The sequence below is a fragment of the Candidatus Woesearchaeota archaeon genome (genome assembly GCA_030651135.1).
Classification (GTDB): Archaea; Nanobdellota; Nanobdellia; order Woesearchaeales; family JACPBO01; genus JACPBO01.
On record JAUSCS010000006.1, the window covers coordinates 336,858 to 351,436 of the forward strand.

10 protein-coding genes and 1 pseudogene are annotated in these 14,579 nt (G+C 34.9%); 7 read left to right on the forward strand and 4 right to left on the reverse strand.

All coding sequences use genetic code 11. From position 1 onward, the window contains the following. The first annotated feature begins 56 nt into the window (after window positions 1–56). The 6 genes and pseudogenes from Q7J54_01940 to Q7J54_01965 all read left to right on the forward strand — a co-directional run bounded on the left by Q7J54_01940 (window position 57) and on the right by Q7J54_01965 (window position 8,228). Window positions 57–2,036, forward strand: a complete 1,980-nt coding sequence (locus tag Q7J54_01940) for an N-6 DNA methylase (protein MDO8740317.1) — start codon at window positions 57–59, stop codon at window positions 2,034–2,036. Continuing rightward, complete coding sequence (locus Q7J54_01945; GenBank protein MDO8740318.1) at window positions 2,029–3,018, forward strand: restriction endonuclease subunit S; 990 nt, start codon at window positions 2,029–2,031, stop codon at window positions 3,016–3,018. Before Q7J54_01940 ends, Q7J54_01945 begins: the two co-directional genes overlap by 8 nt. 294 nt (window positions 3,019–3,312) lie before the next feature. Continuing rightward, on the forward strand, window positions 3,313–4,131 hold the full coding sequence (locus Q7J54_01950; protein MDO8740319.1) for a tyrosine-type recombinase/integrase: 819 nt from the start codon (window positions 3,313–3,315) through the stop codon (window positions 4,129–4,131). 194 nt (window positions 4,132–4,325) lie between these two features. Then, window positions 4,326–4,643: pseudogene (locus Q7J54_01955) on the forward strand (DNA gyrase subunit A). Beyond that, window positions 4,635–8,036 (forward strand): DNA gyrase subunit A, encoded by a 3,402-nt coding sequence (gene gyrA, locus Q7J54_01960; GenBank protein MDO8740320.1) that lies wholly within the window; start codon window positions 4,635–4,637, stop codon window positions 8,034–8,036. The pseudogene Q7J54_01955 and the gene gyrA overlap by 9 nt, the downstream one beginning before the upstream one ends. A 48-nt stretch (window positions 8,037–8,084) precedes the next feature. Next, a complete protein-coding gene (locus tag Q7J54_01965) occupies window positions 8,085–8,228 on the forward strand; it encodes a hypothetical protein (GenBank protein MDO8740321.1) in 144 nt (47 codons plus the stop codon). On the opposite strand, the gene Q7J54_01970 is transcribed toward Q7J54_01965, so the two are convergent. The 3 genes from Q7J54_01970 to Q7J54_01980 all read right to left on the reverse strand — a co-directional run bounded on the left by Q7J54_01970 (window position 8,225) and on the right by Q7J54_01980 (window position 12,287). Further along, on the reverse strand, window positions 8,225–9,172 hold the full coding sequence (locus Q7J54_01970) for a hypothetical protein (GenBank protein ID MDO8740322.1): 948 nt from the start codon (window positions 9,170–9,172) through the stop codon (window positions 8,225–8,227). The genes Q7J54_01965 and Q7J54_01970 overlap by 4 nt on opposite strands. Before the next feature lie 265 nt (window positions 9,173–9,437). Next, the gene (locus Q7J54_01975; protein MDO8740323.1) at window positions 9,438–11,213 is read right to left on the reverse strand and encodes a hypothetical protein; all 1,776 of its coding nucleotides are present in this window, start codon (window positions 11,211–11,213) and stop codon (window positions 9,438–9,440) included. Window positions 11,214–11,222: 9 nt separating this feature from the next. Then, on the reverse strand, window positions 11,223–12,287 hold the full coding sequence (locus tag Q7J54_01980; GenBank protein MDO8740324.1) for a Xaa-Pro peptidase family protein: 1,065 nt from the start codon (window positions 12,285–12,287) through the stop codon (window positions 11,223–11,225). A gap of 43 nt (window positions 12,288–12,330) precedes the next feature. Here Q7J54_01980 and Q7J54_01985 point away from each other — a divergent pair, with 43 nt between their 5' ends. Then, window positions 12,331–13,521 carry a pitrilysin family protein gene (locus tag Q7J54_01985; protein MDO8740325.1) on the forward strand — a complete coding sequence of 397 codons (1,191 nt, stop codon included), beginning with the start codon at window positions 12,331–12,333 and terminating at the stop codon, window positions 13,519–13,521. A 2-nt stretch (window positions 13,522–13,523) separates the two neighbouring features. Here the strand turns inward: Q7J54_01985 and Q7J54_01990 are convergent, their stop codons facing one another. Then, window positions 13,524–14,483 (reverse strand): tyrosine--tRNA ligase, encoded by a 960-nt coding sequence (locus tag Q7J54_01990; GenBank protein MDO8740326.1) that lies wholly within the window; start codon window positions 14,481–14,483, stop codon window positions 13,524–13,526. Window positions 14,484–14,579 lie beyond the last annotated feature (96 nt).

Genomic DNA, 14,579 nt, shown 5'->3' on the forward strand with positions numbered 1-14,579 from the left:
GAAGTGCAGATAAGCTTTATAAATGCCCTAATATTTATATTAAAAGAGGAAAAAAGATGGTGAACGAAAGAAAAAACGAGGCAAAAAAGGACATTTTATTATATAACTACATAAAAGATAAAAAAAAATATAAAAATTCTTGGGATATTAAAAAAACAGATAATAAGGTCGTTCAGTCCATACTAGATAAAGCAAGTAAAAAGAAAACAGGGAATAGGGGAGAACCAGACTTGTTATACATTAATGAAGCTAACAAATTGTTAATACTAATCGAAAATAAAGATTCTATTAAACAACATCAATCAAAAAATGGAGATGATGCTGAAAATTATGCTGTTGATGGAATAAAACACTATCTTTCTTTTTTCAAAGAGAGTTATACAAATAGTTTTTCTGAAACCACAAAAAAATATTTAAGAAATTGGAAAATTATAGGAGTAGCTGTATCTGGAAATATTTTAGATTCGTATAGCCATCTTATTTCTACATTTATTATAACCAAAAATGAAATAAAAGACATTGAAACTAAAGAAATCTTAAACGAAGATGATTATCTTTCATTTTTTGACAATGTTGATATGGAAAAATTAATTAAAGAAGTATCGGAATCATCTAAAAAAATAAATAATAAACTTCGTTCTTTGGATTCTCAGAAAAGACCAGTTTTACTTAGTGGATTGATGATATGTTTATTTACAAGAGGGAATAAAAATGATTTTAAAGATGGATATATTGGTTGGGAATCAAAGACCATTATAAATAATATACCTGAAACTATAACACAAATACTAAAAGACGAAGGAATACCGAAAGACAAAATAGAAGTTTTGACGAATGAGCTATCTTTTATCAAAACCGATCAAGACTTAAATAATACTTCTATCTTAAAAGAGATTCTGGAAGAATTAGATAAAAATGTCATCCCTTTATTCTCCAAAGAAACAAATTATGATATTTTGGGCAAGTTCTATGAAGAATTTTTAAGATATGCCGGTATTAGTAATGTGAAAAATGGAATAGTTTTAACCCCAAGCCACATTACCAAATTATTTACAGAATTAGTAGAAATAAAAAATAATGATGTAATCCTAGATACTTGTTGTGGAACTGGAGCATTTTTAATATCTGCTATGAATAAGATAATTTTAGAAATAAATCAATCAAATATTAGGACTAAAAATGAGTTAATCAAAAAAATAAAACAAAATCAATTAATCGGATTTGAAAAAAGTTCTACCATGTATGCTTTATCTATTTCTAATATGCTATTCAGGGGAGATGGAAAGTCAAGAATATTTAATGCAGATTCATTTTCTGACGAATCAAAATATATACTTAATAATTTAAAAAAAGAAGGTATAATCCCAACAATAGGATTCATCAATCCTCCTTATGGGGGTCAAGATAATAAAGACAAACCCACTAAAAAAGAGATTCAATTTTTAGAAAATATGCTTGATAAAGTAAGTAAATTTGGAATAATAATCGCCCCTCTTTCAGCTTATATCAAAGAAGAAGAGATTAGAGAAAGAATATTATCAAAACATACTCTAAAATATGTCATAAATATGCCTAAAGAACTATTTCAACCAAATGCTTCTACGCACACAGCAATAGCTGTTTTTGAAACCAATATACCTCATAATAATAAAAAAGTGATATTTTATGATTTAAAAGATGATGGCTTTGTTTTATCTAAAAATAGGGGAAGAACGGACGCTTTAAATAAATGGTTGGATATCAAGAAGAGATTATTTGAAGAAATAAATAATCCCGAAAAATATGCGGACGATATTCATTTAATAAAAACAAAAATAGGAAAAGGTGACGAGTGGATTATTCAAGCACACGCCAAAACAGATTATAGTAGCTTAGAGAATAAAAATTTTATTAATAGTATAAAAGAATATGTTGTTTTTTCAACAAAATTAAAATTAGATTTATTAGACAAAGATGTTGATGAAATTACTTTACTTGAGATTTTGAATGAAAACAAAATAAGCGCAGATAGCGTCTTAAGAGAAAAAGATGAATGAATTAGATAAATCAAAGTGGAAAACATTTGAGTTTAATAAAGTGTTTAATTTTAATAGAGGAAAAAGGTTAACCACCATAGATCAAACAGAGGGAAATATTGCATATATTTCTTCTACAATGATAAATAATGGTATTGATAACTATATCAATCCTCCAGCCTATATGAAAATATATCGTAATGTTCTAACTGTAAATAATAGTGGTAGTGTCGGCTATTGTTTTTATCATCCTTATCCAATAGTGTGTTCAGATCATTGTACTGTCATAATGATCAAAGACCAGTCAATAAAAATGAATCCACATATTGCATTGTTTCTAAAACCAATTATCGAGTCCATGAAACAAAAATATAGTTTTGCTAGAGAAATCAGCGATTACAGATTAAATAAAGAAAAGATTTTACTTCCAGCCGACAAAGAAGGCAATCCTGACTGGAAATACATGGAAGAACACACTAAGAAATTGTCTAAAAATATTCATTTTAATAAAATAATTAAGAAAATAAACTCTAAAAAAATAAATACTACCAAATGGAAAGAGTTTATAATTGAAGATTTATTCAAAAATAATATGAAACGAGGTATGCGATTAATTGAAGTTGATAGGACTAAAGGAGACTGTTGTTATTATTCAGCATCAAATAAAAATAATGGGTTAACAGATATGATCGGAAATCCGTTATTCATAGAGAAAGATGCCATTATTTATTCTACTTTTGGAGATTGTTTTTATGTTGAAGGAGAATTTACAGCTAGTGATGAAATATGTATATTAAAACATGATAAGTTAAATAAATTTAATGGATTATATGTGGTAACAATACTTAAAGAAAATAAATATAAATACGGGTTTGGTAGAAAAGCATTTTTAAATAAATTAGTTAAAGATGTTATTAAACTTCCAGCAGATAAAGAAGGCAATCCTGATTGGGAATTCATGGAAAATTATGTCAAGTCATCCCCCTATAGTTCAAATCTTTAGATTATTCGAGTCCCGATTCCCCCCCGTTTCGATTCATTAAAAAAATTTGGGAGAGCGAAGCGAACCGTTAAATAAATGTTAGAATTAGTTGCGAAGCAATTTAGTTTTTTCTCGTCTCCGTCTCACGATTTAACGAAGGCAATAGCATTTTTATTATTTACGGCACCAGCCTCGTTAGAGGTAACAAAAGATTGTATTTAACAACTATTAAACGCAGTTTTAATTGCTGTTTAATAGTTGTTTTTCGTGTTTAAGCGAAACTTTTATATACGTATTGTTATTTTCTGTTTTTATATGGTTGCCATGGTGAGTGATGACATGAATGATCATGTGGCTGATAATGAGCCCTACCTTGACAAGCTTTGCGAAGAGCTGAGGCTGAGGAAATACTCTAAGCAGACTGAAAAGACATATCTTAATTTGATAAAGAATTTTCTTGCATCTGGAAAACAGCCAAGGGAATATCTTTTGGGATATACCGAGAAGAGCAGATCTGCCATCCGCTCAGTTTATTTTGCCCTTAAGTTTTTTTATGAGCACGTCTTAAACCAAAAGTTTGACGAGAAAATACCTCTTGCAAAAAATGGCGGAAAGCTGCCTACAGTCTTAAGCAAGGAAGAGATAACCAAAATGTTTGAATCGACATTAAATCTCCGCCACAGGCTGATTCTCATGTTTTTATATTACACCGGAGTAAGGCTCGACGAAATAGTAAACTTAAAATGGGAAGATCTTGATTTTGACAGAGATGTAATCCACCTTAAAATAACAAAAGGCAGCAAAGACAGGGTTATTTTCTTTCATCAAAAGCTAAAGCAGTTTATTGCGATGTTCAACTTAAAGAAAGAAGGCCTTATTTTTCTTTCAAATCTTGGCAGGAAATACAACAAAAGGACCATACAAGTTATAGTTAAAAGCGCGGCAATGAAAGCAGGCATAAATAAAAGGGTAACTCCCCATACATTTAGGCACAGCTTCGCAACTCATCTGCTTGAAGCTGGCGCAGATATAAGGCATATCCAAAAATTATTGGGTCATGCAAACCTGCAGACAACGCAGATCTACACTCATGTAGCAAACAGGGACATAAAAAGGCTGGCAGATTTATTGTAGTCTGTTATTTTGATCTATGTTAAAACACCAAAATTCTGTCATTTTAAGCCTTATCTCGCCATTTTAGAAACGATAGGTTTTTAAATAAAAGTATGCTTTTATTTAATGAGGACATTCTAAAAATGGATCAAAATTCTGAAGAAAATAACAATAAAAAACAGGAAAGAATAGTCAACAGAGTGATTGAAGATGAGATGAAGCAGTCATATCTTGATTATTCCATGTCAGTTATAGTCGGAAGGGCATTGCCGGATGTAAGAGATGGATTGAAGCCAGTGCATAGAAGGATTCTTTTTGCAATGAATGATATGGGCATGCACCATAACAAGCCTTTTAAAAAATCTGCTAGGATAGTAGGTGAGTGCCTCGGAAAATATCATCCGCACGGAGATATTGCAGTCTATGATGCAATGGTCAGGATGGCGCAGGATTTCTCGCTGCGTTATCCTTTGATAAATGGGCAAGGCAATTGGGGTTCTGTCGACGGAGATTCTGCTGCCGCCATGCGGTATTGTGTAACAGGAGATACACTAATAGTAACTAGTAAAGGAATTATGTCTATGGCGAGCATTTCTAAAGATAAAGAATCAAGAATCAATTTAAAAGTATTGTCATATGATGGAAGAATAAATCATGCTTCAAAATTTTTCAATTCAGGAAAACATAAAACAATAAAGTTGGTAACTAAATCAGGATATTCTATTGAAGGTTCTTATAACCATCCTCTTCTAATCTGGAGAATAGGTCAAAATTTTAAACCGATTATCTCGTGGAAAACTCTTGAGAATTTTGAAGAGGGGGATGTAGTGATAATAAAGAGGGGCGGTAATTTATTCTCAAAAAAACCTTTAGACTTAAGAGAACATCATCCTAAAAAAGGCTTCAAAAATGATGTCGCTCTCCCAGAACGAATGAATAATGATTTAGCATTTTTATTGGGTGCTTTAGTGAGTGAAGGAAGCTTTCACAATAAGCAAATATCATTTAATAATAAAGATATGAAGTTTTATGATAAAGTCAAGTCAATTATTTTATCGCAATTTAAAGGAATTCAACTATATGAAAGAAAAATAAAAGGGGCTTGCACAGAATTAAGCATTTATGAACAAAAGGCAGTTATTTTCTTGCAGAATATAGGTCTAGAATCCTCTAAATCTGATAAAAAAGAAATTCCATTTTCTGTTTTAATATCCTCGAGAGAAAATATGAAATCCTTCTTAGAAGCGTTGTTCGAGGGTGATGGAAGTGTGGCATTAGTAATAGATAAAAGGCATGGAGGGAAAGCTATTCAATTGAATTATAATTCTAAAAGTGAGATTCTAATAAAACAAATCAAGACACTTTTATTAAATTTCGGGATAGTCTCTAGCAAACCTTACAAAGACAAAAGAAATGAATGTTTTAAATTAGTAATATCTTCCTGTGAAGGTATATTACGATTTCATAAAGAACTTGGTTTTTTTTCAAAAAGAAAAAAAACAACCCTAAAATCAATAGAAAGAATCAACCCATCAAGATTAAGCAAAACTGATTTTGTTCCTTTTTTGAATGATTATCTAAGAAACAAATACGCTTCTGAATTTATACTGAGGAATAATTTTGATAGATACAATTCATTAACTAAAAATTATTCTGTACTCGTAAGGGTGATTGATCATGAAGATAAATGTCTGATAGATTGGATTTTAAAAAATAGATTTTATTTTGATCAAATAAATAAAGTAGAGAAAACAGAAACCCTAAAAGAAGTGTTTTCAGTAAAGGTAGATAGTAAATGTCATTCTTTTGTTGCCAATGGATTTATAAATCATAACACAGAGGCAAGATTAAGCAAGATTGCAGAAGAACTGCTGCAGGACATTGAAAAAGAAACTGTAAAATTTGTTGATAATTTTGACGGCAGCTTGAAAGAGCCAACAGTATTGCCTTCAAAAATCCCAAATCTGTTAATCAATGGATCAAGCGGAATTGCAGTCGGCATGGCAACAAACATTCCGCCGCACAATATTTCAGAAGTTTCAGAAGGCGTAATCGCTGCAATTGACGACCCCGACATTACAACTGAAAAACTGATGTGCTTCGTACGCGGCCCGGATTTTCCTACAGGCGCATCAATTCTCGGATTAGGGGGAATAAAACAGGCATACGAAACCGGAAGAGGCAGTGTAATTGTAAGGGCGAAGACAGCTATTGAAGAGAAGAAAGAACGAAAAAACATCATTGTAAATGAAATACCTTATCAGGTGAATAAATCAATCATGATAGAGCAGATTGCAGGCCTTATAAGAGATAAAAGCCTTAGCGGAGTTTCTGATTTAAGAGATGAAAGCGACAGAGAAGGCATGCGCGTTGTCATTGAGCTGAAAAAGGATGCAAATCCTGAAGTTATTCTTAACCAGCTTTACAAGCACACATCAATGCAGACAACATTCGGCATAATAATGCTTGCATTGGTCAACAACGAGCCCAAGGTTTTAAGCCTGAAGGGAATGGTGCAGCATTTCATAAAGCACCGCCAGGATGTTGTAAGGAAGAGAACAGACTTTGATCTTAAGGAAGCTGAAAAGAAAGCCCATATTTTGGAAGGCTTAATCATAGCATTAAATGACATCGACAATGTTATACAAAAAATAAAAAAATCAAGGGATGCGGCAGAAGCAAAGATCATGCTGATTGGCGATTACAGGCTTACTGAAGTGCAGTCATTGGCAATTCTGGATATGAGGCTGCAAAGATTAGCATCATTGGAGCAGGAAAAAATAAAAAATGACCATAAGGAGCTGCTAAGGATCATAGAAGAGCTCAGGGCAATACTTTTAGACGAAGCCAAAATTTTAGGCTTGATAAAAAACGAATTGATTGAAATCAAAAACAATTACGGCGATGGAAGAAGAACGCAGATTGAAGAATCAGTTGCAGATGAAATATGCACAGAAGACCTTGTAAAGCCGGAAGAAATGGTTGTCACAATGACGCATGAAGGCTATATAAAAAGGCTTTCTGTTGACGCATACAAGCTGCAAAAAAGAGGCGGCCATGGAGTTATAGGCGCAGGCAAAAAAGAAGAGGATTTTGTTGAAGATCTGTTTATTGCAAACACACATTCGTATATTTTATTCTTCACAAATAAAGGAAAAGTGCATTGGCTTAAGGTCTATGAAATCCCAGAAGTATCGAGAATTGCAAAAGGAACAGCTGTTGTTAATTTGCTGGATCTTGGCAAGGATGAAAAAGTCAGCGCATTTGTTCCTATCAGGGAATTTGATGACCGGCATTTCATTGTGTTTGCAACAAAGAAAGGCACAGTGAAGAAAACAAATCTTGCAGAATATTCAAGGCCAAGGGCAGGCGGAATAATCGCGATAACATTGGAAGAAGGAGATGAGCTGATAAATACGAGCCTTACAGACGGAAAGCAGCAGATAATTCTTGCAACAAAGAATGGGCTTGCTGTCCGCTTCAGGGAAGAGGATGTAAGGGCAACCGGAAGATCAGCCCAGGGCGTCAGGGGAGCAAGATTAAGGCAGAATGATGAAATAGTTGGAATGGTGATCGGTGATGATTCCAAAACTTTGCTGACTGTTACAGAAAACGGCTATGGGAAGAGAACTCAGATTTCAGAATACCGCTTAGTCAGCCGCGGCGGAGTTGGCGTAAGAAACATTATCTGCAGCGAAAGAAACGGCTGTGTTGTTGCTGCCAAATCAGTGATTGACGATGATGAGCTGATATTTATAAGCAAGAACGGGATTGTCCTGAAGACAAAGGCAAGCGGCATTTCAGTTATCGGAAGGGCGACTCAGGGAATGACAATCATGAAGCTCGAAGAAGGCGACAAGCTGGTTGCAGCTGCAAGGATTGTCAAAGAGGAGAATGGAAACTCTGAAAATAAGCAAATTATTTAAACTCAAAAATAAAAGCATATTGAACTCGTGTTTTCAAGGTGATCAAAAATGAGATGCGTACTTCACGGAAAGGAAACTATAGGGTTGTGCGGATGGTGCGGAGCAGCGATCTGCAATCAATGCATTGGCAAAAGCAGCGGAAAGAAGATCTACTGCAGGAAATGCTCTGAGAAGCTGCCTGATAAAGATTAGTTAACTGTAACAATAATCTCTTCTTTTGGCTTATTTTCTTCTTGTATAACTTCAGATTTTATTTCCTCTTTGATTATCTTTTCCTCAACTCTGCTGTACTCTTCAACCTGGTATTTGATCTCGCTCCTTATCTTTTCAATGTCGCCGAGCATGTTGAGGATTTTTTTGTTAACGCTTTCTTTTTTGTAATAGTCCTTTATCTGGACGATCATGTTTATTATTGAATTCACGTTCTCAGACGTCATCTCGCTTTTCCAGCTAATGCCTTTTATATTCAGGGTAACAACCAATTCCAGCAGTTTATTCATCGAGGTTTCTATGCTCCTCAATATAAGCTCCAGCTTTAATTCGTCAACCTTTTTAACAAATTCCCTGTTTTTTCTGTTCGGGCATATTATATTAAAGAGATCGTACAAATTAGTGTCAAATGTTGTTGTTGTGAGCCATAAGTCCCTTATCTCCTGCTTTGATGCAGTTCCTGAATTGATCTTGTCAACAAGTTTGCTGGCTTCTGCTCTGAACAAATACAATCCTGATCTCAGCCTGTTTATTTTTTCATCAAATGAAATGTCATAAAGCTCGTTCAGTATTACATCCTGCTTTATCGAAACAAGCTTTGAAATCAGCAGGCCGAATATTACAAACAAAGCAAGAAAAGCCTCTATTATTGAAACTATCCTTGATGCGCCCTGCGCGAAAAGGTCATTATAGCTCAGATGAGAAGCAGATACGGCATTGATAAAGCTGAAATATTGAATTGTAGCAAAGCTCTGGACAGAGGGATTTAACGCTTCCTGCTTATACGATATGCCGTTGCCAGGCACAAAAGATAGCAGGAAGAAAACAAGGCCGAATATGAAAATATAGATGAACCAGTACAGAAAAGCTTTTTGAAAAGTAAGCTTATCAATGAATTCACTGAAAGTGAGCCTTTTTTTTTCCATGTCAAAAACCGCCAGTTACAAACTGGCTGAATATTGTTGTCATTTACCGCATCAAGCGGTTAATTTGAAATGTGAATATTTCTAATTTGCTCAAAAATGCAAACATTTTTGACATTTGAGCACAATCAGAAATTTTCTAAAAAATTTCTGATGTTTTGCCATGCGAGCAATCCCCATACATCATTTATTCAGTATAGAAATTAGTATACTGGTATATACTTCTTATATTTAAATGTTTCGAAAATTTAAAGTTCAGTTCTGATACTTACACGACAAACTTTCCTTTTTTAAGAATCCACAGCTTATTGCCTTTTTTGTCTATGCCGTAAATATCAAGCTTCTGCCTTGGCGCGTCTATCACAATGTCTGTGTGATATTCTGTTGCACGATCAGCCTCAAATCCAGAGCCAAGAGCTATATGGATCATATTTGCTATCTTCTCGTTCACAATCAGATAATTGCAAAGCTTTGCATTCGGATTGGTGTTAATCGCAAATTCACCGATTCTGTTGAAGTTATCTTTCTTCAGCTTTATCAAATCAAATGGCAGGCTTTTATTCTTTTCCTGCTCCAGAATCTGCTTCCATGCTTCTTTTTTCTTTTTCTCAAATTTTTCAATTATTGCTTTATCGCCTTTCAGCACTTTGTAGCAGTCTCCATAGCATTCCACAACCAAAGGATTTTTTTCTGAAAGCATATAGCTTTGGTCAAGGCTTATCACAACATCTCCTACAAAAGTTCCTTTAAGATATTCTGGAGTCATGAATGCCTCTCCTCCCGGAATGTTGGCCATTGTTCCTGCCTTGATTCCTGTTTCCTTGAAATAATCCTGATTTATTTTGTTCCTTGTTTCAACATCAGAGCCTCTAACCTTTCTTCTCCCGCCATCTCTTTTTATCATTCCTACTTCAAACTCTGTTCTGCCGCCCTCAACACTTTCCCCGCTTACAATTATCTTATCGCTTTTATCCACAATTTCCCTTATTTTGTCATCCCTTGCTTTCATCTTCAGCCAGTCTATTCTGCAGCTCTCGATAAAAACATCTATCGGCAAAGTTTCTGTAAACCCAACTCTTGCTTTTGGATCTCTGTCTTCCAATTTTGTCTGCGGATAATAATCTAGCTTGTAGATTATCTGCCCCGGCGAGCTCCATCTTGATTTTTTATTCAGCGTTGGATAGCCGATAACCTCCCCGAACAAATGTTTTCCGCCATACCCTTTGCCCCTCACAGAGAATGTTGCATCAGGGATTTCCAGCCTGTTGATCTTCAGCAATTCTGATAATTTTTTGAATTTAACAAAAACAGGCTCATCAATTTCTTTATCGAGCTCACAGCCCAAAAGCGTTGCCCTAAGCTCGGAAATCCTCTCGCCTTTTTCAAGCATTGACATCTTTGATGTTGTTGTGCCCATTCTTAATCCAGAAGCATAGCCCTTTATAGCAAGCATCATGGCATAAGCAATTGCATAAGAATCAAGATAATCCTCAAGCGGCAGTTCAAGATCCTTCTCTTTTGGAACTGTCTCAAACCCGATTGAAACATTCTCGCCTTTTTTCAGGTCATAAACCTGATTCCATATTATCTTCGCAGTTTCAATTAAGTCATCAAATCTATAGGGAACAAACCATTCATCATAATATGGCGGCTTAAACATTCCCTTAAATCCCTTTTCCCCTTCTTCAAGAATCAGTTCAGGCGGATTGAAAATATCAATAAATCTTCCTTTTGCCTTCTTTTCAGCTTCATCAATAAATTCTTTCAGCGCAATGGTTTTTTTATCTTTAATGCCTTTTTTCAGTTCCCTGAAGCATTGCCATACATCTTTCAAAACATCAAGCGAAGATGAGCTTTTCTCAAAAGCAACTGCATTCAGCTCCCCGCCAAGCTCATGAATCGCCTTTGACAGCGGCGCAATCGAGTAATATGCTTTTTTATTGTCCAGGTTAAAATAAATCAAAACACTCTTATTTTTTAGGTTTTTAAGGATTTTTTTATAGTCTTCTACCGCAGAATTAAATTTGTCAAGATTGTATTTCATCGTTTAAAGTCACATTTCAACTATTATTAAATCTTTTGGTATTTTTGTCAGAAGCTCTGCATTTTTCTTCTTGATCAGCACGCTGTCCTCGATCCTTATCCCGAATTTTCCCTCAAAATAAATGCCTGGCTCCACTGTTATTGTGAAATTCTCTTTTAATTTATTGTCGAAATATTCGTGAATGTTGATCCCGAAGCTGTGGCCCAGGCCATGGATGAAGTTTTTATTATATTTTTTTAATTTTTTTCTAACAGTCTCTTCAATAATTTTGTAGTTTTTATTCTGCCTTAATTCTTTTATTGTTTCTTTTTGAAGGTTTAATAGCAGAGTATAGATTTCAATTTCCTTCTCATTTGGTTTTCCGATATAAACTGTCCTGGTTGTATCAGTGCAGTAATTTTTGTATTTCACGCCAAAATCAATTATGCAGAAGCCTTTTTTCAGCTTTGCATTGCTCGTTTTGTGGTGGGGCATTGAGGAATTCTCTCCAGATGCAACTATTGTTGGAAATGCCAGGCTGCAGTTATTCTTTTTAGCCTCTTTTTCCAGAAATTCAGCAGCATCCTTTTCTGTTTTGAATTTCCTGAAATCCTTAATGCATTTTTTTAGAATTCCGTCTGAGATCCTGCATGCCTTTTTTATTATTGCAACCTCTTTTTCAGTCTTTTTCTGCCTTAATTCGTTTAATATCTTCGAAATATCTGCAAATTTAATGTTTTTAAAGGATTTTTTTATCTCCTTATACTCATTTAATGAGACTATATTCTTATTTATTCCCATTCTCCTGACATTTTGCCTTTTCAGCAGCCCTTTGATAAAATCAAACAGCCTTTCTTTTCTGTCTTTTTTCTCAATCTTTATTATGCTTTTTATTATAGATGATTTTTTTGCCCTTTCCAGCTCCATTGCAGCAGCAACAAACTTTACAAGATTTTTTGCAGCCACCAAAATCCCGAAATCAGTTTCAAACTGGGTGAAATACAGCAGATTAGGGTCTTTTGACCTGTAATTCATGATGATCGCTGCATCAATCTTCTTGCTCTTCAGGATTTTCTGGAACTCTTTCAGCCTCATATTTCCATAAAGAATATATATGACTTAAAAAACTTTCTACATTATGGAAACTTTCATTCTCAAAAACGGCGTAAAGGTTGTTTTCTGCAGAAGAAAAACCGAGTCTTTGGCTATTGAAGTGGGAATTAAAGTTGGCAGCGACAATGAAAATGCAGGCAATAACGGAATCTCCCATTTTCTTGAGCACATGCTTTTCGAAGGCACAAAAAAAAGGACAACCCTGCAGATTGCAAATGAAATAGAAAGCCTGGGCGGGGATCTGAATGCGGCAACAACAAATGAAAGAACACTTGTTTATGTAAAGCTGCCTAAAAAGCACTTTGAAGTTGCTCTGGATGTTCTGTCAGACATCATTCTAAACCCGATATTTGATAAAAAAGCCATTGAAAAGGAAAGAAAGGTAATCCTTAGTGAGATTAATTTGGTAAATGACGAGCCTCGTTTTTATCAATGGATTTTGTTCCAGAAAGAATTGTTCAGGGGAAGCCAGGCAGCTCTCCCGACTTACGGCGCAGTTGATATTGTTAAAAAACTAAAAAGAAAGGACTTTGTTGATTATTACAAAAAGCACTATGTTGGCTCAAATATAGTTATCTCGATTGTTGGTGATCTTGAAAACGTGAAAGAAAAGGCTGAGGAATATTTCAGCTTAATTGAAAAAGGAGTTCCCGGCAAGAGAATAGAAATAAAAAACAAAAATAAAAGCTCATCAATAACTGAAAAAAAGCACATAAGCCATTCTTATGTTGTTCTGGGTTACAAAACAGTTGACAGAAAGAGCAGGGAAAGCTATGTTTTCGATATAATAAGGGCAGTGCTCGGAAGGGGCCAGTCTGGAAAACTGTTTGACGAGATAAGGACAAAAAGAGGATTAGCTTATGAAGTTGGTGTGCTTAATGACAACGGAATAGACCACGGATTTTTTTCTGTATATTTCAACTGCGGAAAGGAAAACATAGATAAGATCATCAATATAACAGTAGGCGAATTCAAAAAGCTTCAAAAGCTGACTTTAAAAGAGCTCAACGAGGCAAAAACATTTTTAGAAGGCGAATTCATTGTGGAAAATGAGGACAGCAGGCATTATGCAGATTTCATTAACTTTGAGCAATTCGCAGATGCGCCTGAAGATTATATCGGGGAAATAAGAAAGGTTACTTTAAATGACGTAAAAAGAACAGCAGGAAAATACCTTAATGAAGATTATGTTTTGGCAATTGTAAAGCAGAAATAAAACTATTTCCAGTTCTTCCTTATCGGCGCAATTATTGTTTCTAAATATTCTGTAACAGCATTCTTCAGGTCAAGCGGATACAGCTTTCCCTCCGCATATGCGCTCTCCAGAGTTTTGTAATCGTCAATCTCCAGATTTCCTCCGAACTTTGCCGGCCTCTTTATTTCAAATATGTCTATTCTGGGGAATATTATCAGCCTTGCAATCTGCAGAATCGGATTATCTTTCGCGACCTTTTCAGGGCAGTATGCCTTGTTGATTGTCCTTTTTATTTCATCATAGCTGTCTGTAACAGCAATGCCTGAGCCAGGAATTGATTTTGACATCTTTTCACCAGGGCCCTTAAGCGATGTTATCAGCGGAGTATGAACAGCAACAAAAGGGTGCTTCAATATTTGCATCATATCCTTCCCCATCATATGCACTTTTCTCTGCTCCATTCCTCCTTCTGCAACATCTGCATTGAGATATTTTATATCAGCAACCTGCATTAAAGGATACAATAATTGGGAGATTGTGGCATTTTCAATGTCTCTTGCTATCTCCTGCATGCTTCTTAACCCTCTGTTGATTGTTGAAGCCTGGGCAAGCCTCATTACATCCAATTGATACTCTTTATCAAACTGAAAACTGCTTCCAAGAACAACCTCTGCATCTAATCCAATTGCTTTGATTGTTTTTCTCCAGTTTTCAACTTCTTTTTTGATCTCTTCTTCGCCGCCTTTTCTATTCAGGAATGCATGAATATCTGCAAGCAAAACTTTGATGTCAAATCCTGCCTTGCCAAAATCAATAAGTTTTGTGATTGTGACAAAATGCCCCAGATGCAAAGGGCCAGAAGGCTCATAGCCGCAATAAACAATGGGCTTTTTCTTTTTCTCCAAAACAAGCTTCAGCTCTTCCTCTGTAACTATCTCTTCTGTGTTTCTTTTTATCAAGCTCAGTCTTTCGTCAACGTTCATTTTATTCAAAAGTATCAGCAACATATAAAAATGTTTCTATAGCCACTGGACAACTGCGCTCAAAATATTTATAAACAAAACAATAACAATCAAATT

Coding starts and splice junctions, on each gene's coding strand:
- Q7J54_01985 (MDO8740325.1), top strand. CDS start 12,331: ATGGAAACTTTCATTCTCAAAAACGGCGTAAAGGTTGTTTTCTGCAGA.
- Q7J54_01950 (MDO8740319.1), top strand. CDS start 3,313: ATGGTTGCCATGGTGAGTGATGACATGAATGATCATGTGGCTGATAAT.
- Q7J54_01975 (MDO8740323.1), bottom strand. CDS start 11,213: ATGAAATACAATCTTGACAAATTTAATTCTGCGGTAGAAGACTATAAA.
- Q7J54_01940 (MDO8740317.1), top strand. CDS start 57: ATGGTGAACGAAAGAAAAAACGAGGCAAAAAAGGACATTTTATTATAT.
- Q7J54_01965 (MDO8740321.1), top strand. CDS start 8,085: ATGAGATGCGTACTTCACGGAAAGGAAACTATAGGGTTGTGCGGATGG.
- Q7J54_01945 (MDO8740318.1), top strand. CDS start 2,029: ATGAATGAATTAGATAAATCAAAGTGGAAAACATTTGAGTTTAATAAA.
- Q7J54_01970 (MDO8740322.1), bottom strand. CDS start 9,172: ATGGAAAAAAAAAGGCTCACTTTCAGTGAATTCATTGATAAGCTTACT.
- gyrA (MDO8740320.1), top strand. CDS start 4,635: ATGCGGTATTGTGTAACAGGAGATACACTAATAGTAACTAGTAAAGGA.
- Q7J54_01980 (MDO8740324.1), bottom strand. CDS start 12,287: ATGAGGCTGAAAGAGTTCCAGAAAATCCTGAAGAGCAAGAAGATTGAT.
- Q7J54_01990 (MDO8740326.1), bottom strand. CDS start 14,483: ATGAACGTTGACGAAAGACTGAGCTTGATAAAAAGAAACACAGAAGAG.